17 protein-coding genes, 1 other RNA gene and 1 riboswitch are annotated in these 19,213 nt (G+C 57.4%); of the genes, 11 read left to right on the forward strand and 7 right to left on the reverse strand.

Going from position 1 to position 19,213, the window contains the following annotated elements; genetic code table 11:
* Positions 1-67: 67 nt before the first annotated feature.
* Positions 68-288, reverse strand: a riboswitch (cobalamin riboswitch).
* A 143-nt stretch (positions 289-431) separates the two neighbouring features.
* Positions 432-1,289 (forward strand): alpha/beta fold hydrolase, encoded by an 858-nt coding sequence (locus MHN28_RS13700; RefSeq protein ID WP_239341432.1) that lies wholly within the window; start codon positions 432-434, stop codon positions 1,287-1,289.
* 23 nt (positions 1,290-1,312) lie between these two features.
* Here MHN28_RS13700 and rsgA read toward each other — a convergent pair whose 3' ends face one another.
* From rsgA to MHN28_RS13715, 3 genes are all read right to left on the reverse strand, one after another.
* Entirely contained in the window at positions 1,313-2,341 is a 1,029-nt protein-coding gene (rsgA, locus tag MHN28_RS13705) for a ribosome small subunit-dependent GTPase A (RefSeq protein WP_239341490.1), read from the reverse strand.
* Positions 2,342-2,499: 158 nt separating this feature from the next.
* An RNA gene (ffs, locus tag MHN28_RS13710) (signal recognition particle sRNA small type) lies at positions 2,500-2,598 on the reverse strand.
* Between the two features lie 39 nt (positions 2,599-2,637).
* Positions 2,638-4,533 carry a bifunctional 2',3'-cyclic-nucleotide 2'-phosphodiesterase/3'-nucleotidase gene (locus MHN28_RS13715; protein WP_370645718.1) on the reverse strand — a complete coding sequence of 632 codons (1,896 nt, stop codon included), beginning with the start codon at positions 4,531-4,533 and terminating at the stop codon, positions 2,638-2,640.
* A 135-nt stretch (positions 4,534-4,668) separates the two neighbouring features.
* On the opposite strand from MHN28_RS13715, the gene nudC reads away from it, so the two are divergent.
* Genes nudC through MHN28_RS13730 form a run of 3 tightly spaced genes read left to right on the forward strand, consistent with a single transcriptional unit; the run spans position 4,669 to position 6,657 of the window.
* A complete protein-coding gene (nudC, locus tag MHN28_RS13720; protein ID WP_239341527.1) occupies positions 4,669-5,649 on the forward strand; it encodes an NAD(+) diphosphatase in 981 nt (326 codons plus the stop codon).
* A gap of 40 nt (positions 5,650-5,689) precedes the next feature.
* On the forward strand, positions 5,690-6,157 hold the full coding sequence (locus MHN28_RS13725; RefSeq protein WP_239341530.1) for an SRPBCC family protein: 468 nt from the start codon (positions 5,690-5,692) through the stop codon (positions 6,155-6,157).
* 32 nt (positions 6,158-6,189) lie between these two features.
* The gene (locus MHN28_RS13730; RefSeq protein ID WP_239341533.1) at positions 6,190-6,657 is read left to right on the forward strand and encodes a GNAT family N-acetyltransferase; all 468 of its coding nucleotides are present in this window, start codon (positions 6,190-6,192) and stop codon (positions 6,655-6,657) included.
* Positions 6,658-6,669: 12 nt separating this feature from the next.
* Here MHN28_RS13730 and MHN28_RS13735 read toward each other — a convergent pair whose 3' ends face one another.
* The gene (locus MHN28_RS13735; protein WP_239341554.1) at positions 6,670-7,503 is read right to left on the reverse strand and encodes a prephenate dehydratase; all 834 of its coding nucleotides are present in this window, start codon (positions 7,501-7,503) and stop codon (positions 6,670-6,672) included.
* A 119-nt stretch (positions 7,504-7,622) separates the two neighbouring features.
* On the opposite strand from MHN28_RS13735, the gene MHN28_RS13740 reads away from it, so the two are divergent.
* The 5 genes from MHN28_RS13740 (at position 7,623) to MHN28_RS13760 (ending at position 14,020) form a co-directional block, all read left to right on the forward strand.
* A complete protein-coding gene (locus MHN28_RS13740; protein WP_239341828.1) occupies positions 7,623-8,129 on the forward strand; it encodes a cytochrome c family protein in 507 nt (168 codons plus the stop codon).
* Positions 8,130-8,304: 175 nt separating this feature from the next.
* A complete protein-coding gene (locus MHN28_RS13745; RefSeq protein WP_239341557.1) occupies positions 8,305-10,248 on the forward strand; it encodes an extracellular solute-binding protein in 1,944 nt (647 codons plus the stop codon).
* A gap of 5 nt (positions 10,249-10,253) precedes the next feature.
* Positions 10,254-11,339: a microcin C ABC transporter permease YejB gene (locus MHN28_RS13750; RefSeq protein WP_239341560.1), complete on the forward strand. Its 1,086-nt coding sequence runs from the start codon at positions 10,254-10,256 to the stop codon at positions 11,337-11,339.
* Positions 11,340-12,446, forward strand: a complete 1,107-nt coding sequence (locus tag MHN28_RS13755) for an ABC transporter permease (protein WP_239341563.1) — start codon at positions 11,340-11,342, stop codon at positions 12,444-12,446.
* On the forward strand, positions 12,443-14,020 hold the full coding sequence (locus MHN28_RS13760; protein WP_239341614.1) for an ABC transporter ATP-binding protein: 1,578 nt from the start codon (positions 12,443-12,445) through the stop codon (positions 14,018-14,020). The genes MHN28_RS13755 and MHN28_RS13760 overlap by 4 nt, the downstream gene beginning before the upstream one ends.
* Positions 14,021-14,046: 26 nt before the next feature.
* Here MHN28_RS13760 and MHN28_RS13765 read toward each other — a convergent pair whose 3' ends face one another.
* The 3 genes from MHN28_RS13765 to hemN form a co-directional block, all read right to left on the reverse strand.
* A complete protein-coding gene (locus MHN28_RS13765) occupies positions 14,047-14,283 on the reverse strand; it encodes a DUF995 domain-containing protein (RefSeq protein ID WP_239341632.1) in 237 nt (78 codons plus the stop codon).
* Between the two features lie 338 nt (positions 14,284-14,621).
* Positions 14,622-16,553, reverse strand: coding sequence for an elongation factor G (locus MHN28_RS13770; RefSeq protein WP_239341650.1), 1,932 nt, complete (start codon positions 16,551-16,553; stop codon positions 14,622-14,624).
* A 177-nt stretch (positions 16,554-16,730) separates the two neighbouring features.
* Entirely contained in the window at positions 16,731-18,086 is a 1,356-nt protein-coding gene (gene hemN / locus MHN28_RS13775; protein ID WP_239341653.1) for an oxygen-independent coproporphyrinogen III oxidase, read from the reverse strand.
* Between the two features lie 64 nt (positions 18,087-18,150).
* Here hemN and fnrL point away from each other — a divergent pair, with 64 nt between their 5' ends.
* Together fnrL and MHN28_RS13785 are read left to right on the forward strand one after the other, a co-directional pair.
* Entirely contained in the window at positions 18,151-18,891 is a 741-nt protein-coding gene (gene fnrL, locus MHN28_RS13780; RefSeq protein WP_239341656.1) for a transcriptional regulator FnrL, read from the forward strand.
* 64 nt (positions 18,892-18,955) lie between these two features.
* A complete protein-coding gene (locus MHN28_RS13785) occupies positions 18,956-19,210 on the forward strand; it encodes a GlsB/YeaQ/YmgE family stress response membrane protein (protein WP_239341659.1) in 255 nt (84 codons plus the stop codon).
* Positions 19,211-19,213: the final 3 nt, after the last annotated feature.

A 19,213-nucleotide genomic window follows, 5' to 3' on the forward strand; every position in this document is an offset into this window, starting at 1 on the left:
GATGGACAGGGGACGTGGAACAGGTGTCTCAGCGAACTGAAGACCTGCCCGGACACCCCGCCCGAGTTTCGGTTTTTCTTTCGATGGCAGGTCTCCTGACTTGCGGGTCGTTGCTTTGCCGACCTTCCCAGCCTTTCGGCCAGTGGTGTTTCGGCATTGCTCACCGCTTACAGTTGCGGGGGCAGTCGCGGCCTTGGTCCGTTCCGGCATTGCCGGGCTGGACCGCACCGTGTTCCCTTTTCATCCCGCCCCAATATGAGGACGAGAACCATCACGCCATCGCTAGCGGTTGTAGGTGGCTTGAGTCAAGCAGGCTCTTTTTGCCGCTCGAAACGGACGTGTGGTCACTTTGGAAATCTATTGACTTTGATCTGCGAAAAGCGCCGATTGCAACAGGTGAACCGAACAGTTCAGATGCTTGCGAGGGCGCTATGTTGGACGACACTCCGGTCGTTTTGACCGAAGATTTCAAGTTTGACGCCGGTTCGGCCAGCCTGTCGGCGCGGTTGTACATGCCTGCATCGACGCCGGACGTGGCGATTGTAATCCACGGCGCCACAGGGGTTCCGCGCGACTATTATCAACATTTTGCGCATTGGCTGGCGACGGAACAGGGGATGGCCTGCCTGACCTATGACTATCGTGGCTTTGGTCATTCGCTGACCGCCCGGCTGCGCGATTCGAAGGCTACGATGGCCGATTGGGCCCTGATCGATATGCCCGCCGCTCGGGTTGAAATGCGCCGAAGATTCCCAGTCGCCAAGCAGTGGAGCATCGGCCATTCGGTCGGTGGAATGCTGGGGCCGATTCAGCCGGATATCGAGCAGATTGATCGGATGATCTGTGTCTGCTCGGGGTTGGTCACGTTATCCGATCACCCCTGGCCGTACCGCGCGCTGGCGACAATGTTCTGGTATGGTCACCCGCCATTGTTGGTGAAAGCACTGGGATACTTGCCGGGTAAGGCGCTGGGTTTCGGTTCTGATCTGCCCGCCAGTGTTTACTGGCAATGGCGCAAATGGTGCACCAACGCGCTGAACTACGTGCCGGACATTGGCAAGAGCCTGCCAGAAGCCAGATGGGCCGCGTCGGAAGCACCCGTTGATCTGTTCACAATGGACGACGATCAAGTGGTGCCCCCGAACGCGGTTTGGCGACTTGCCGATCTTTACGGTCCTAAGGCGCGCAGGCATCAACTGTCGCCGAAGGAGTTCGGCTTGACCGAGGTTGGCCACATCGGTGCATTTGCGCGCCGAAACGCGGCCATCTGGCCCCGGCTGATTGCTTGAAACAGGCGCCGGAAATCCGGCACCTATAGTCTTTTGCGCGACTTCTTCTCGTGCATCACAGAGCGCACCATTTTGCCAAAGGCTTTGTTACGCGCGCGTGATTGCGCCACGGTTTCCGAGTTTCTCTGATCCTCGCGGCGCAATTTCCACCAACGGTCCAGCCGTTCTGGCTCCAACGATCCATCTGTGATTGCTTCCTGCACAGCGCAGTCGGGTTCGGCGTTGTGTTGGCAATCGGCAAAACGGCAACGCTCGGCCAGTTCCAGAATATCCGAGAATACCTCATCCACACCATCCTGCGCATCCAGCAGTCGCAAAGCGCGCATGCCGGGTGTGTCTACAAGCCAGCCCCCGTTTCGCATCGGATGAAGCGCGCGGGATGTTGTTGTATGGCGGCCCCGCGCGTCGTCCTCACGAATGCCGGCCGTGGCCTCAGCCGAACCTGTCATAGCGTTCGCTAACGTCGTTTTGCCGACACCGGATGATCCGACGAGTGCAGCAGTCTGTCCGGCCGGGCACCAAGACAGGACCTGTTCAATTTCCGTGACGTCCAGCGCGTTGACTGTAAGAACGGTCAGAAACGGGGCCAGCGACTCTGCGGGTTTGGCGAAGTTACTCGGATCGGCGCAGGTATCTGCCTGGGTCAATACAACAACGGGATAACACCCGGCCTGATGGGCCAAAGCCAAATACCGCTCAAGACGAGCCAGATTAAAATCTGCATTGCAAGAGCTGACGATGAACAGCACGTCGACATTAGCGGCGATCAATTGCGCATCGGCACCGGTACCGGCGGCGCGTCGTTTCAATAAGCTTCGGCGCGCCAGCACATGTTGTACGCGGTATTCAGGGTCGGTGAGCACCCAATCTCCAACCGCAAAATCTCCGGTTGGTCGGCCAGGGGTCAGCAATGGTGTTTCGCCATCAGCATTCACGCCGGTCAGACGATCACGATGAACAGCAGTGACGCGAAAGGGTATGCACGAAGGATTGGCCGCATGTTGCGCAGCAAAGTGAGAGGACCATCCGAGGTCCGATAGTGTAATGGACATTGTTCTGCCTGTGTTCAGGTACAGCAAACCGTCAGGATGGCAGACGCGCATCCATTGGTGATGTGTTCAGGCAGGGGTAGGGGTAAGGCTTAGAACCACTCTGCCCGAAGGGTTTTTGCTACAATCATAAAAGCCCTCCTGCGGCTGATGGCCTGAGTAAGTGAGAGGTTGGACATCGACCCAAGCGGGGCTCGTTGTGGCTGCTTCCTTCCGGACCTGACCAGGTTGGCGAGGCGCTCGCCCGCGCCAACCTCTCAAGGGGTGATATAGGGAAGGCCCACGCAAAAGACAACCCGTCAGAGCGAGAGTTGAATTTGCAGAAACCCCTCCGGGTCCACACCCTCAAGCTTGGGGCTGAGCTGTACGATTTCCGCGATGTGTTCCTGCGCCTTTGGACTGGTTTTCAAAAGCGCTGAGGCACCGGGCAGAGGCGCGAGGGTGAAAGGGCAAGGACCTTGACCCAGCGATTCTTCTGGCGAACCTCCGGTTAGGTAGTCCTTCAGGACCTGTTGAATGGACAAAGTCGGTAGAGTGATCGCTTCAGCCTCTTGGACGAACGGAAAATGCCCACCTCCGTTTGCACGGTAGTTGTTCAGCGCGACGACAAAACGCTGGTCTGCCGCTACTTCTTGACCACCAAAGCGGATGTCTGACACGCGTCGGTGTTCCGGGTTGATCAAATGCCCGTTGGCGTCAAAGCGCGGAGGTACGCTCAGGTCGATCACATAGTTCAGGCCGAACAGAACATCGAAATTGTGCCCTGCACGATCTGGATTTACCAATTCGACGTGCCTGCCTGTTTTCATCTGATTGAAAACGCCAGCCGACATTTCAAGCCAGTTTATAGTTTGTTTTCCGGAGACAACGACCGCCCTGAGCTCGTTGGGAAAGATACTCAGGTCGGTCACGTGGCGCATGCGAACCACACCAGCGGGGACGTCCGTAAAAAAACGCGGCCCTGCGCGGCCTCCGAATTTCGACGGCGCTGCGGCGGACAGCATTGGCGTGCCCTCCCAGTCCGTCCCCTTCAAATGTTGACGCAATTCAGCGGCTTGTGCTGCTGCAACCATCGCAAGCCCGCGGTCCTTGGCGCAAAAACTAAAGTAGCTGTGCAAGTGTCGATCCGTGCGCCCAACGGGTTCATCGGCACGCTGGCGCGTTGCGGCATGCAAATCGGAAAACAGGGTCACAATCTCGGGATCCTCCGGCACCGGGGCTGCACCTGATACCGGCCGCAACTCGGCCTGCTGTGTTTCAACCGACCACTTCCCACCTTCTGTCATGGTGAGGGTTAAATCGATGAGGCCCAGATGCGTTCCGGCCGATCCTGGCATGACGACCGGTACCCCGTGTACAAGACCGCTGGCGGCATCAACATGTTCAAGCCCTGCATGTGATGAGCCAGGCAGCGTCAAATGCGTGTGCCCAGCGACGATTGCATCGATACCATTGATGGCCGCGAGGGGTATAACCGCGTTTTCCAGATCGGGCTCTGGGTCAGAGGAATCCAGCCCGGAATGGGCAAGTGCCACAATCAATTCGCACCCTTGGGACCGAAGTTCCGACACTTTGGTCCGTGCGCATGGCAGGATGTCGTCGATCTGCACCTTGTCCTCAAGTCGGTGGGATTCCCATTTCCGGGTCTGCGGCGGCAATACCGAGAAGACGCCGATTTTCAGCGCAACGGGTTTTCCATCTACGTCCACGGGCCGGTTCAAAATCACATGGTCCCGCCACGCGGAAGGTTTACCCATTCGTCGCACGTTGCTGCAAATCACGGGGCAGGGCGCTTGCGAAAGAATGTGGTCCAGCACGTCCAGTCCGAATCCGAAGTCATGATTGCCCAACCCGATCGCATCATATCCAAGCACCCCAAAGGCCTGCATCACAGCGTGGCGCTCATTTTGTTGTTCTGCAGCCAAGTCTCCTGCTGGTGTTCCCTGCAGCGAATCCCCATTGTCAAAAAGCAGCACCAGGGCGTCGCGTGCCTGTTCGCGCGCTGCCCGGATCAGGCTCGCGGTTCGGGTCAGTCCGATCGAGGGTTCAGGAGTGTCAGAGTAGTAGTCAAAACTGCTCAAATTCATATGCAGGTCCGTCGTGGCCAGTATCCGGACCTGCAAAGTCTGCGATGGCAGAGAAGGGGAAAGTTTCAAAATTCTACTTCTGGCAGTTTTGTCATAGTCATTTTCCACAAAAAGATTATTCACTGCAAATTTCAAGGCTTAGCTGTGTTCATTCGATGGCAACTTGAGCTCGCGCGCGCGGAATGCCGTTGCAACTGTCGGATCGTCATGGCAGCCCTGTGCAGACAAGCCTAAGGATCTGTTATGAAAAATGCGGAATATGTGACGTTTGGTGGTTCGGGCCTGGATCGTGCGGCGCATATTCGCGGCGATGCCGACGGAATTACCCGCGCCAAGGCACATCCGCAGGCAAAGTGTCTGATGCTGTGGCGTGGCAAAGTTCTGGTCCAGGGTGATGCGCTGGATCAGTTGGGACTGATTCCAATGACGCATAAGCTGGTCGAAAGCGGGCCGGGCGGTTCGGTCGAGCAACCCGTATTCCTTGGAATGTCCGACGAAACACCTGTGTTTGCTGCTGATATTTCGAATTGGTCCGCCGATGGTTTGGATCTGTCGGGTGTAGGCGCATTTGTAGACCGTTCCGAGCAACAGCACCCCGATCTACCTCAGGGCTATGTATTTGCGGAATTGCGCCGGATCATGACACGGCTGTCGACCCGAGACGCCGAATTGGCGGCCTCGGCCAAAGCGGTGATAGGCTGGCACGAAACCCACAGGTTCTGCGCTCGCTGCGGTGCGGCCAGCGATCAGACACAGGCAGGGTGGCAGCGCAGTTGCCCGTCTTGCGGCGGTCAACATTTTCCGCGAACCGATCCGGTTGTCATCATGTTGATTACGCATGGGGATTCGGTCCTGATGGGGCGGTCCCCGGGATGGCCAGAGGGGATGTACTCGCTGCTGGCAGGCTTCGTAGAACCGGGTGAAACGCTCGAGGCTGCGGTCCGCCGGGAAGTCATGGAAGAAGCGGGTGTACCTGTCGGCGCGGTCAGTTATTTGTCCAGCCAACCCTGGCCATTCCCCGCATCGCTGATGTTTGGGTGCGCGGGCGAAGCTTTGTCACGCGAAATCACTATCGACCCGGTCGAAATCGAAGATGCGATGTGGGTCAGCAAATCCGAGATGATGCAGGCGTTTGCCGGAGAACACCCGAAACTGTTACCGGCCCGCAAAGGCGCAATCGCGCATTTTCTTTTGCAAAACTGGCTTGCGGATACGCTGGACTGACAAAATACTAGGCTGAAACGCAAGAGACACGCGAACCACAATGCAGTTTACAGCGCGAGAAGATATCGAAGCCCCTATCAACGCAGTATTCGAAATGGTTGCTGATTTCGAACGGTTCGAGCGTATGGCGATGCGCCGCGGGATCGACGTGCGGCGCATGTCTGGTCATATGGGCGTTGTGCCCGGCACCACCTGGGAGACCGAGTTCAAGTTGCGTGGCAAGCCGCGTCAGGTCTCGATCCAGATGGCCGATTGCGAACCACCCTCGCACATGCGGTTCGAAGCCGCCAGCAAGGGTATGAACGGGGTGACAACGATTGAGTTCCTGGCCCTGTCGCAGCGTCGAACGCGCCTTAGCGTGGGCATGTCGTTGTCGGCCAAATCCCTGCCGGCACGGCTGTTGCTACAGTCTCTGAGGCTTGGACAATCGCGGTTTCGACGGCAGTTTCAAACACGGCTGAGCGAATTCGCGCGGGAAATGGAACAACGTCACATTCATGGTGGCTGACCGGTTATTAATTCGGTCGTTAGGAGTGCGGTGTGGAAAGCTTAATCATTCGTAAGGCCGAGTTGGCCGATGCCGAGGGAATTTCGGAAGTGTTGAAGGAAATCGCCGCTGTCGGAAAGCGGAGTAGGCGATCCGACGTGGAATTTGCACGTGAAAACTACATCGCCGACCCAAACAGGATCAGATGCTCTGTCGCCCTGCAGGGTACTCGGGTGCTGGGCTTTCAGTCGCTGAAGATTGCGGTTGAAAACAACCCTTATGGCGCTCCGGCCGGATGGGGCATCATTGGAACACATATACGCCCATCAGCGGCCCGATGCGGCGTTGGTCGCGCCCTTTTTCGCGCGACACTTTCTGCCGCGCGTGACAAAGGTTTGTCGGCCATCGATGCAACCATTGCAAAAACAAACGCCGAAGGGTTGGCCTATTATTCGGCGATGGGGTTTGTCGACTACCGGCAGCACGACGGCGCCCAGTGCAAGAGTTTCTCCGTTACTTAAACGGTCAGCGCCTTAGCCGCGCGGCTGAGCGGCCGGATAGACCCCAAGAATCTCGACATTCGTGGTGAAGTGTTCCAGCTCATCCATGGCCAGTTGCACGTTCCGATCGTCCGGATGGCCCACGATATCGGCATAAAACTGCGTCGCGGTGAAGGACCCATCGACCATGTAGCTTTCCAGCTTGGTCATGTTGATGCCGTTGGTGGCAAACCCGCCCATGGCTTTGTACAGCGCCGCCGGGATGTTGCGGACTTGAAACACGAAGCTGGTGATCATGCCGTGGTCGCCGCGCCGCGTCATGTCGGCCTGTCGCGACATCACCAGAAAACGCGTCGTGTTGTTGTCCCGGTCCTCGATGTGTCGGGCAAGAACGTTCAGCCCATAGATTTCACCGGCGAGCTCGCTGGCCAAGGCAGCCGAATGAACCTCGCCCTGTTCCGAAACTTCGCGCGCCGCCCGCGCGTTGTCGGGGCTGACGCGGCCGCGGATGTTGTGTTCTTTCAGAAACTCCGCGCACTGAGGCAGAAGGACCAGATGCGAGTGCGCTTCAGTGACATCCTCAAGTTTGGCGCCCGGCACGGCGAGCAGATTTATGTGAACACGCACAAAAGCCTCGTCGACGATGTGCAATCCACTGTGTGGCAGAAGACGGTGAATATCGGCCACCCGCCCGTAGGTCGTGTTCTCGACCGGTAGCATCGCCAGATCGGCATCACCCGAGCGAACCGATTCGATCACATCTTCGAAAGTCCGGCAGGGCAGGGCCTCCATATCGGGGCGCGCATCGCGGCAGGCCTCGTGGCTATAGGCTCCGGGTTCTCCCTGAAATGCAATACGTTTGGTCATATGGTCGATTCCGTGCAACAAGTTCCAAAATTGGGCGTTTAGTCGCGGTGTCTATACCTTGCCTCTTGTCAGGGGAAGCCTTAGACACCCCGCAGACAGCTGAAATGGACTCGCGATCAATGTTCGACACGATGACAGTTACCAAGGCCGCAGCAGGCCTGTTTGGCACCTTCCTGGTGCTGCTTCTGGCCAAATGGGGTGCTCAGGTTCTTTACCATGCGGATGGGCATGGCGAGACGGCCTCGTACATCATCGAAACCGAAAGCTCCGGCGAAAGCGCCGATGGCGAAGAGGTGGTGTTTGAAGACATGCTGGCTGCCGCAGATCCGGACAAAGGTGCCAGGGTCTTCCGCAAGTGTACGGCGTGTCACAAGCTGGAAGATGGTGCAAACGGCACCGGCCCATATCTGTACGCAATCGTCGACCGCCCGGTCGCGTCGGCCAAAGGCTTCACCGGTTACTCGCCAGCGATGCAGGCGCATGGCGGCAACTGGACACCCGAAGCGTTGGATGCCTTCCTGACACGCCCAAGTGCGTACATCTCGGGCACAAGCATGAGCTTTGCTGGCCTGAAGAAACCGCAGGAACGCGCCGATCTGATTGCCTACCTGCAGACAATCCAATAGGAAACTGCTCAGTTTCGACACGTTTCAAAGCCGCTGCCAATGCAGCGGCTTTATTTTTTGTCTAAGTAAATCTTCACAAAGCGCTCACGCATTCTAAACTTGAATCTGTCAGTGCTGGACCTTTAGCTAGGTTTAGGCGCATTAAGACGTTGCAAGGGCTGTAGAAGAGGCGGGCATGACACAAAATCGCACGAAATCGAAGCTGATGACGATGAAGCGAAGAACAGCGCTGCAGTTGTTGGGCGGAAGCGCCGTCGCCGCCATGACGCCAGGGTTGAACGGAGCAATGGCCACTGGTGCTGCCGATAGCGAGCTTATCAAGGCGCACGGGTATTCCTTCTTCGGCGATCTCAAGTACCCACCAGATTTCAAACATTTCGACTATGTGAACCCCGACGCGCCTGTTGGTGGCGAGATTTCAGTATCGTCGAGGGGAACCTTCGACGGCATGAACCGTTTCAACTGGCAGGGCAAAGCGGGTCTCTACTCTGGCTTGATCGCGGAAAGCATGTTTGGCGACAGCCCATTTGGATCGACCTCGCCTGCGGACTCAATTACCGAAGCCTATGGTCTGCTGGCGGAAGCCGTCGAATACCCAAGCACCAAGGAATGGTGCATCTTCTACATGCGGCCCGAGGCTCGATTTGCCGATGGCACACCGCTTACAGCGCATGATGCCGCGTTTACACATGACCTGTTCCTAGAACAGGGCATCCGCAGCTATGCGCGGGCGGTCAAACAGCGCATCGAAGGGTACGAGATCATCGATGACCACACGATCAAGTTTAACTTCGTTGATGGTATCTCGCGACGGTCGCTTATCTCGCAGGTAGGCGGAACACCTGTGTTCTCGAAGGCCTGGTACGAAAAAACCGGTGAGAGGTTGGACAAGCAAAGCCTTGTGACACCGATGGGAAGCGGGCCTTATGTGCTCGATGATTATGAGATAAACCGCTATATCGTTTATCGCCGAAACCCCGACTATTGGGGCTGGCATCTGCCGATCAATGTTGGCCGGCACAACTTTGAAACCGTGCGGGTCGAGTATTTTGCCGACGATGCCGCCGAATTCGAAGCGTTCAAAGCCGGCATCTACACCTTCCGCGCTGAAGGCAGCACCAAGAAATGGGCCACGGGATATGATTTCCCGGCAGTGCAGAACGGTTATGTAAAGCGTGAAAGCATTCCCGTTGAGACGCCTCCTTCTCCGTCGGGTTTCATCTTCAACATGCAGCGTGCGCCGTTTGACAACATCAAGGTCCGCGAGGCGCTTGGGCTGGCGTTCAATTTTGAATGGACGTCCGAATCCCTTCAGTTCGGGCTGACGGAACCGCGCCATTCCTTTTCCGAAAACGCAGAGGTCGCTGCCGATGGCCTGCCTGACGAGATGGAAACAGCGTTCCTGCGGTCCTTGGGTGATATCGTTCCCGACGAGCTTTTCACGCAAGAGGCGGTACGTGCCCATACCTCGAATGCGGATCGTACGGTGGACCGTCGCAACAAACGAACGGCCCTGAAACTGTTCGAAGAGGCCGGTTGGACGGTGTCGAGTAGCGGTAAACTGCAGGACGCAGACGGCAATCCGCTCAAGATCACCATCATGCTTAATGCCTCTTCGTCGGATACGGCCGAGGCCATTGTGACGACGTACGCCGCAAACCTGGAAAGCTTTGGGGTCGCGGTGACGGTCGAAAAAATCGACAGCGCACAGTGGATTCAGCGGTACTACGACAAAGACTTCGACATGATCTTTTTCCGTAACCAGCCATTCCTGGAAGCGGGCACCGGGCTAAAACAAGCCTACGGGTCTGAAACCGCAGTTGTTTCCTCGTACAATCCTCAATCCCTGCAGGAGCCGCTTGTAGACGCCATCATCGACGCGTCTCTGGATACGAAATCCCGCGAGGAAGAGATCGCTGCGCTGAAATCTCTGGACCGCGTCTTGCGGTATCTCCGCATTCAAGTTCCAACGGGATACGTCTCGGATACCTGGGTCGCTTATTACGACATGTTCGAACATCCCGAAGTCTTGCCGCCACTGGCTGTCGGGCAGTTTGACTTCTGGTGGTTTAACGAAGAGAAGTACCAGAAACTGAAAGCTGCTGGCGCGGTGAGGTAACCGATTTGGGCGCGTATATTCTTCGCCGGCTTTTGCTGGTCATACCGACGCTACTTGGAATCATGATTGTGAACTTCACCCTGGTGCAATTTGTGCCGGGTGGCCCGATCGAGCAGATACTCGCTCAGATGCAGGGCGAAGGTGACGTGTTCGCAGGTTTTGCCGGGGGCGAAGGTGCGCCAGCCGAAGAGACCTTTGGTTCGGACAGCGAATATATCGGCGCCCGAGGTTTGCCTAAGGAATTCATCGAAGAGCTGGAGAAAGAGTTCGGATTCGACAAACCGCCAGTCGAGCGGTTCCTGACGATGATGGGCAACTACCTGACGCTCGATTTTGGTGAGAGCTATTTCCGTTCCATCAGCGTGATTGATCTGGTGTTGGAGAAAATGCCCGTTTCGATCTCGTTGGGTCTGTGGTCGACGTTGATTGCGTATCTGGTGTCCATCCCCTTGGGTATTCGGAAAGCGATCAAGGACGGGTCGACCTTTGATACATGGACCAGCGGCACGATTATCGTGGCCTACGCCATTCCGGGTTTCCTGTTTGCGATCCTTCTTCTGGTGTTGTTCGCGGGTGGCTCTTACTGGCAAATCTTCCCGCTGAGGGGGCTGACCTCTGACAATTGGGAAAGCCTGAGCCTGATTGGCAAGATCATCGACTATTTCTGGCACATCGCGCTGCCGATCATCGCGCTGACGATTTCGGCCTTTGCGACGCTGACTCTGCTGACCAAGAACTCGTTTCTGGATGAGATCAAAAAGCAATATGTCATGACCGCCCGCGCCAAGGGCCTAAGCGAAAGCAAGGTGCTGTACGGCCATGTCTTCCGCAACGCGATGCTGATCGTGATTGCCGGCTTCCCGGCGGTTTTCATCGGGGTTTTCTTTGGCGGTTCGATCATCATTGAGACGATCTTCTCGCTTGATGGTCTTGGCCGTTTGGGGTTCGAGGCTGCAGTGGCCCGCGACTATCCGGTGATCTTCGGTACCCTGTTCATCTTTGGCCTAATGGGGCTGGTCGTCGGCATCATCAGCGACCTGATGTATGTGCTGGTCGATCCGCGTATCGATTTCGAAAAGCGGGAGGGGTAAATGACACTCTCCCCCCTGAACCAGCGCCGCTGGCGCAATTTTCGACGCAATGGCCGTGCCTTCTGGTCGCTGATCATCTTCTCTATTTTGTTCGGCCTGTCGCTGTTCGCCGAGTTCATCGCCAACGACAAACCGATCCTGGTGAAGTATCGCGGTGAGTTCTATACGCCGATCTTCAATTTCTACCCCGAGACCGAGTTCGGCGGTGATTTCCAGACCGAAGCGATCTATCGTGACCCCGAAGTGCAGTGTCTGATCGACAGTGGTGGTCTGGAGTCGTGTTTCGACGACCCTGAGGGGATCATCGATGAAATCAAAGCAAGCACTTTTCAGGCGGACGGGTTTGAACGCGGTTGGACCATCTGGCCGCTGATCCCCTATTCCTACAATACCAGTGTGGACCGTCCGGGCGCCGCACCACTGCCGCCCAACAGCCAGAACCTGCTGGGAACGGATGACACCAAACGCGATGTGCTGGCCCGCGTGATCTACGGATTCCGCCTGTCGATCTTGTTCACCCTGGTCGTAACAGGCGTGGCCAGTCTGATTGGCATCTTCGCCGGGGCCGTTCAGGGGTTTTTCGGGGGATGGCTTGATCTCATCTTCCAGCGCATCATCGAAATCTGGTCGGCCACACCGTCGCTTTATGTAATCATCATCATGTTCGCCATTCTGGGCCGAAGTTTCTGGCTGCTGGTCGCGTTGATGATTCTGTTCGGCTGGACCGGACTTGTGGGCGTCGTGCGCGCCGAGTTCCTGCGGGCTCGAAACTTGGAATACGTGCGTGCAGCTCGTGCGCTGGGCGTCGGGAATATGACGATCATGTTCCGCCATATGCTGCCTAATGCGATGGTGGCCACGCTGACCTTCATGCCCTTTATCGTAACGGGCACCATCGGCGGTCTGGCCTCGCTGGACTTTCTGGGCTTTGGCCTGCCATCCTCGGCCCCGTCTTTGGGTGAGTTGACCTTGCAGGCGAAACAGAACTTGCAGGCGCCATGGTTGGCCTTCACCGCCTTTTTCACCTTTGCCATCATGCTGTCGCTGCTGGTCTTCATATTCGAAGGCGTCCGCGATGCGTTTGATCCCAGAAAGACCTTCTCATGAGCCTGCTGGATGTGAACAACCTCAAGGTCTCGTTCCGACAGGACGGGCAGGTCAGCGCAGCGGTCAAGGGTGTGTCCTTCACCGTGGATCGGGGTGAAACGGTAGCTCTGGTGGGCGAATCCGGGTCCGGGAAATCCGTAACGGCCCTGTCCACCGTTTCGTTGCTGGGGGATAGTGCGATCGTCGAAGGCTCGGTGATGTATGACGGGCAGGAGATGATCGGGGCGTCCGAACAGCGCCTGATGGATGTGCGTGGCAACGACATCAGCTTTATTTTTCAAGAGCCGATGACCTCGCTCAACCCGCTGCACACGATCCAGAAACAGATGGCGGAATCGCTGGCACTGCACCAGGGACTGTCCGGCGACGCCGCGCGTAATCGGATCGTCGAACTGCTGACCAAGGTTGGCATCCGCGATCCCGAGGAGCGGCTAGACAGCTATCCGCACCAATTGTCGGGCGGCCAGCGTCAGCGTGTCATGATTGCATTGGCGCTTGCCAATAAGCCCGATATTCTGATCGCGGACGAACCGACGACCGCATTGGACGTGACAATTCAGGCGCAGATTCTCGAACTGCTGGCCGAGCTGCAGAAGTCCGAGAACATGGGCATGTTGTTCATCACCCACGATTTGGGCATCGTGCGCCGCATCGCCGACCGGGTTTGTGTGATGAAGGATGGCGAGATTGTCGAGACCGGCGCGACAGTCGAGATTTTCGACAACCCTCAGCACCCGTATACGCGTAAGTTGCTGGCGGCTGAACCCTCGGGTCATCCCGATCCTGTGGCGCCGGATGCCGAAGAAGTTGCGCGCACGGATCATCTGAAAGTCTGGTTCCCGATACAGCGCGGTTTCCTGAAGCGCACAGTTGGCTACGTGAAGGCGGTCAACGACGCCACGCTGAGCGTCCGTGCCGGTGAAACGCTGGGCATTGTAGGCGAAAGTGGCTCGGGTAAGACCACGCTTGCTCTGGCGATCATGCGGCTGATTGCGTCCGAAGGTGGCATCACCTTCCGGGACAAGGACGTACGGAGGTGGTCTACGCGAGAGCTGCGGCGGCTGCGCAAGGATATGCAGATCGTGTTTCAGGACCCGTTCGGCAGCCTGAGCCCGCGCATGACCTGCCAGCAGATCATTGCCGAGGGGCTGGCGATCCACAAAGTTGATCCCCACCGCGCCCCGCGCGAACTGGTGACCGAAGTGATGACCGAAGTGGGTTTGGACCCCGCTGCGATGGACCGCTACCCGCACGAGTTCTCAGGCGGCCAGCGTCAGCGCATCGCCATCGCCCGTGCGATGGTCCTACGGCCCAAGCTTCTGGTTCTGGACGAACCAACCAGTGCTTTGGACATGACGGTGCAGGTTCAGATCGTCGATCTTTTGCGCGATCTTCAGCGAAAGTACGGGCTGGCCTATCTGTTCATCAGTCACGATCTGAAGGTCGTCCGCGCGATGTCGCACAACGTGATCGTTATGCGGAACGGCGATGTTATCGAAATGGGTTCGGCCGAAGATCTGTTTGAGAACGCGCAGACCGACTACACCCGCGAGCTAATCGCGGCGGCGGGGTAGAACGGGCGTATTTGCGCCCGGACTTTTCAAAGACCAAGGCTTTTGGCGATTTTGTTGAACTTGTTCTTTTCAGCATCGCCGTTGACCTGTTTTTCTGGCTTGTGTCGGTACCATTCGGTTTTGTCCGGCATGTATCTTTCCCAAATGGTGCCATCGGGGGCGGTGACGAATTCCCAGCACTCTTCATACGGCTCAGACTTCGTTTGCCCATCTTCCGGCCAGTACCATTTGGATTCGACACAAAGCCGACCTTTGGTTGTCACGTACCACTTGCCGACACCGACGGCCGTTCCTTTTTGTTTATGCCTTTGTACTGGCCACCCGGTCCCCAATACGCGTGTCCACCTCTGTTCCAGTTAGACGTCTTACCCGTATAAAGCCGACCAATAGTCTGCGGATCGGTCTTCTTGGCTCCTTTGGGTTTCTTTTCGGCCAACGCCGTACTCGCACTGCCGATTAACAGGGCGGCTGCAGTTAGTATACTCAATGTAATTCTGGGTGATTGCATAAGTAATACTCCATGAAAAAAGTGAAATAGAGAGACTGAGTCTCTCGGATTTACCTCTGACCAGAAGCTCCGGTCAGAGGATCTCTGAAAAATTCAGTGTGCGTTGGCGGCTTCGCGCGAGGCGGATTTTGGCACCGGCCCGCGCAGTTCTTCATAATGGTCGAAGCTTAGCTTGACCCAACCGGTGCCGCGTGTGGCGCTGGCAAGGGTGCGGTGCAGTTCGTCCTCGGCCACGGCGGGAAGCTGGGCGTTGAAAATTTCCCAGCCCGAGGCGTTGGGGTTACCTTCAAAGCCCAATACCTGACCCTGCAAAGAACTGATCGTGGGGACCAGATCGCCTACGAAATCCGAGGGTAGATGGATCTCAGCATTCAAAATCGGCTGCAGGACCACGGGTTTCGCTTGCGGCAGCGCCTCTCGCACCGCGTTCTTGCCCGCCGTGCGGAACGCATAGTCGGAACTGTCGACATTGTGGTGCTTGCCATCGCTCAGGGTAACTTTGACGTCCACGACCGGGAAGCCCTCGGGCCCCTGGGCGAGTGCATCCTTGGCCCCGTGTTCGACCGAAGGAATGTAGTTCCGGGGCACGGCACCGCCTTTTACGACTTCCTCGAACTCGAACCCGGACCCACGCGGTGTTGGCGCGATCGAAATCACGACGTCGGCAAACTGACCAGCGCCGCCCGACTGCTTGCGGTGGCGGTGGCGATGCTCGACGGGCGTGCGGATGGTCTCGCGATAGGCGGTCTCGACCTGTTCTGTCGCGATCTCAATCCCGAAATCCTCGTCCAGCTTGGCGCTGACGCGGCGCATATGCTGCGGTCCTTGTGACCCCAGAACTGCGTGTCCGCTCAGTTCATCCTGTTCCATGTGCAGACCAGGGTCGATTTCGACCAGTCGGGTTAACGCGTTGGACAGGCGAACATCGTCGCGTTCATGCGCAGGTAAAACAACTTGCCGATGCGCTGCAGGATGGGAAAATGCCCATTCCGGCAATGGGGTCGCCCCGGCACTGTCATAGAGGTTTCCGGGGTTCAGGTGATCCGATTTCACCGCCAATCCGATTTGCCCGGCCTCCAGTTCCGAGATTTGAGTTTTGGCATCCAGCTTCGTCAGATTGCCAACCGTTTCCCCGCCCAATTGCTCATGCGTTTTGACGCCCTCACCCAAACCGCGCAGGACGATGATCTTGCCAATGTGCTTTTTGACATCGGCGAAACCAGCAATGGCGCGCGCGTTTTCAGCCGCTTCGTCCCGCCCTGCCGCGATATCGAATTCCGGCGCCTCGTGGCGCAGAGCTTTCATCAGCCGGGTCAGCCCGTTTCCGTGGCTTGCCGACCCAAGACAGGCCGGGATCAACTGATGGTTCTGCAGGACCTGCGCGGCCAGATCGTAGATTTCCCCACTGGGTGGCTGCTTGTCTTCGATCAGTTGCTCAAGCAGATGGTCATCGAAATCCGACAACGTCTCGAGCAGTTCGGTCCGGGCTTCCTGCTCGCGGTCTTCGACAGATTGCGGCAGTTCGATCAGGGCCGAGGGCTGCCCTTCCTGATACTTCCACGCCCGTTCCGAAATCAGATCGACAGCACCGATAATCGTTTCGCCGTCGCGGATCGGTACTTGCCGCAACGCGATGTGGTTGGTGCAATAGGTCTGCAGCGCTGCGATGATGTCGCGAATGCGGCCATTTGGGCTGTCCATGCGGTTAATGAATAGAAAACAGGGGATCCCTGCCTCTTCGACCAGCCTCAGGTACGGGGCACACAGCACGGCGGCGTCCGGGTCGGGGGGCACGACCACGACGGCGGCGTCCGAGATCGCCATGGCCGGGCCGACATAGGCCAGCGTGTCGCTGCCGCCATCTACGTCGACGGCACACCAGGGTTCGCCCAAGTAAGAAAAACCGTGCAAATGCACGGTTCCGGATACGTCGAATGTGGTTGGCCGGCCATCGAGGCGGCTAATGGCCTCGACCAGAGATGTTTTGCCCGATTGGCTGGGGCCGAGGACGGTGAAAACGCGCATGGATGCTGTCCCTCTTTCAAGTTGCAGAACGGCTGCACGAAAAAGGCGGTCGAGCGCGAACGCGTCGGCACTTATTGTCTGGTACTCTGCCTGCCTCAGACGCGGGGCGGAGTTTCACCCGCCCTCTGAGTGTGGGGAAAACCCACCCTCCGCGTCAAGTCTTGTCGTTTTGTTGTTTTATATTGCTGAGCTGTGTCCTGCCTTGCTCAGGTCATATGCGTCAAAGCTGCGCGCAATCATTCGGGTTAGCGCACGTGCTTCGGGCGGGATGAACAGACCGTCCTTGGTGATACTCAGCAATCCATCGAACGTTTCGTTTGCGGCGTCGTACATGGTCTGCAGTTCAGCGGCGGTCACATCGTGATCGCGCAGAATGTCGGCCGTATCGATGCGAAAGTCGCACATCAACGCTTCGATCAATCGACCGCGCAGGACGTCCTGGTCTTTGAACAGGTGCCCGCGAGAGGTCGAGAACCGCCCTTCGCGAATTGCTTTGGTGTGTGCCGACGTTGCGGGTGCGTTCTGGGCGTATCCTTGCGGGAACCGCGAAATCGAGCTTGCACCGACCCCGATCAAAACCTCGGCCTGATCGTCGGTGTACCCCTGAAAGTTGCGTTTCAAGCGTCCTGCATTTAGCGCGTGAGTCAGCCCGTCATCCTGCGTCGCAAAGTGATCGATGCCGATCTCGGCGTAGTTATCCCACAGGAACAGGCGTCGGGCCGTATCGAACAGGTCCAGCCGCTCTTCCGGGGTGGGCAGCGCATCGGATGGGATCAGCTGTTGCCGCTTGGCCATCCAAGGCACATGAGCATACCCGTACAGCGCCACGCGGTCAGGGCTAAGCGACAGCAGTTTCTGCACGCTTTCGGTCATCTTCGCTTTGGTCTGGTGCGGCAGACCATAGAGAATGTCGGCATTCAGGCTGGAGATTCCACGCGCGCGGATCATCTCGACCGCTTTGCGCGTGGTGTCGTAGCTTTGAATGCGTCCGATGGTTTTCTGAATCTCGTCGTCGAAATCCTGCACCCCGATCGACGCGCGATTCATGCCGGACTCAGCCAGCGCGTCCAACCGGCCCTCGTCTATCTCATTCGGGTCGATTTCGACCGAAAACTCGGCGTCCGGCCCCAGAGGCACGACTCCAAGAATACGGGTAGCCAACTCTCGCATCAGATCCGGGTTCAGCAAGGTCGGCGTGCCGCCACCCCAATGCAACCGCGATAGGGTTACGCCTTCGGGCAGGTGAGCGGCCAGCAGGTCCAGCTCGGCCTTCAGAACATCAACATAGGCGATGACGGGGTTGTCGGTCTGGGTGCCTTGCGTCCGGCAGGCGCAGAACCAGCACAGTCTGCGGCAAAAGGGTACGTGGATGTAGAGCGACACGGAACTGCCCGGCTTGATCCCGGAAATCCAGTCACCATAAAGACTTGGCCCTACATCATTGCTGAAGTGCGGGGCTGTGGGATAGCTTGTGTAACGCGGGACTTTCGCGTCAAATAGTCCAAGCTGTGCCAATTGCGGTTTCACTATCATGGCGATACCGTTAAAGGACGGTCGGCCAAGATACCTTGACTGAGATCAAGTGGAAATGCGAACTATGCTAAAAGCCCAATTTGACCATTCCAACTGTTCGGATTGCCCCATCCGGCACCGCGCAGTCTGTGCGCATTGCGATGCGCATGAGCTGGAAGAGCTTGAAGACATTAAGTATTACCGCAGCTTCGAGGCCGGTCAGACAATCATCTGGTCCGGAGATCAGATGAACTTTGTTGGGTCTGTCGTGTCGGGGATCGCCTCTCTGACGCAAACGATGGAGGACGGGCGGACGCAAATGGTGGGCTTGTTGCTGCCCAGCGACTTTGTTGGGCGTCCGGGACGGGAATCGGCGCCTTACGATGTGCTGGCGACGACCGACGTCGTGATGTGCTGCTTTCGTAAAAAGCCATTCGAAGAGTTGATGAACCATACCCCGCACATTGCGCACCGGCTGCTTCAGATGACGCTGGATGAGCTGGACGCGGCGCGGGAATGGATGCTGGTGCTGGGTCGAAAAACCGCGCGTGAGAAGATTGCAAGCCTGCTGTCGATCATCGCCCGGCGCGATGCGTCGATTGCGCCGAAAGGTAAGTCCGCGCCGATCGTGTTCGATCTTCCACTGACGCGTGAGGCGATGGCGGATTATCTGGGGCTGACTCTGGAAACCGTAAGCCGGCAAATCTCGGCCCTGAAAAAAGAAGGGGTGATCGAGCTGGAAGGTAAGCGCCACGTGACGATCCCCGATATGCGGCGGCTGATGGACGAGGCCGGAGACGACTCGGACGGTGGTTTCCTGAATTGAACCTGTTCTGGCGCGCCCTGCCGTGATTTACTGCCCCTGTGAACGCAACACGCAGGAGTAAGGCATGGAATTCAGTAGCATTTTGGCAATGCTTTTCATCGGTGCCATCGCCGGATGGCTTTCAGGTAAAATCATGGAGGGCCGCGGCTTCGGCCTGATCGGAAACATCATTGTCGGTGTCGTGGGTGCCTTTTTGGCAGGCACGATATTCCCGGCGCTGGGCTTCTCGGTAGGGGGCGGCGTATTCTCGTCAATTTTCTTCGCGACCATTGGCGCGGTGATTTTGCTGTTTGTGATCGGCCTCATAAAAAAGGCCTAAGCC

The sequence above is a fragment of the Ruegeria sp. Ofav3-42 genome (assembly GCF_022347725.1).
In the GTDB taxonomy this organism is placed as follows: domain Bacteria; phylum Pseudomonadota; class Alphaproteobacteria; order Rhodobacterales; family Rhodobacteraceae; genus Ruegeria.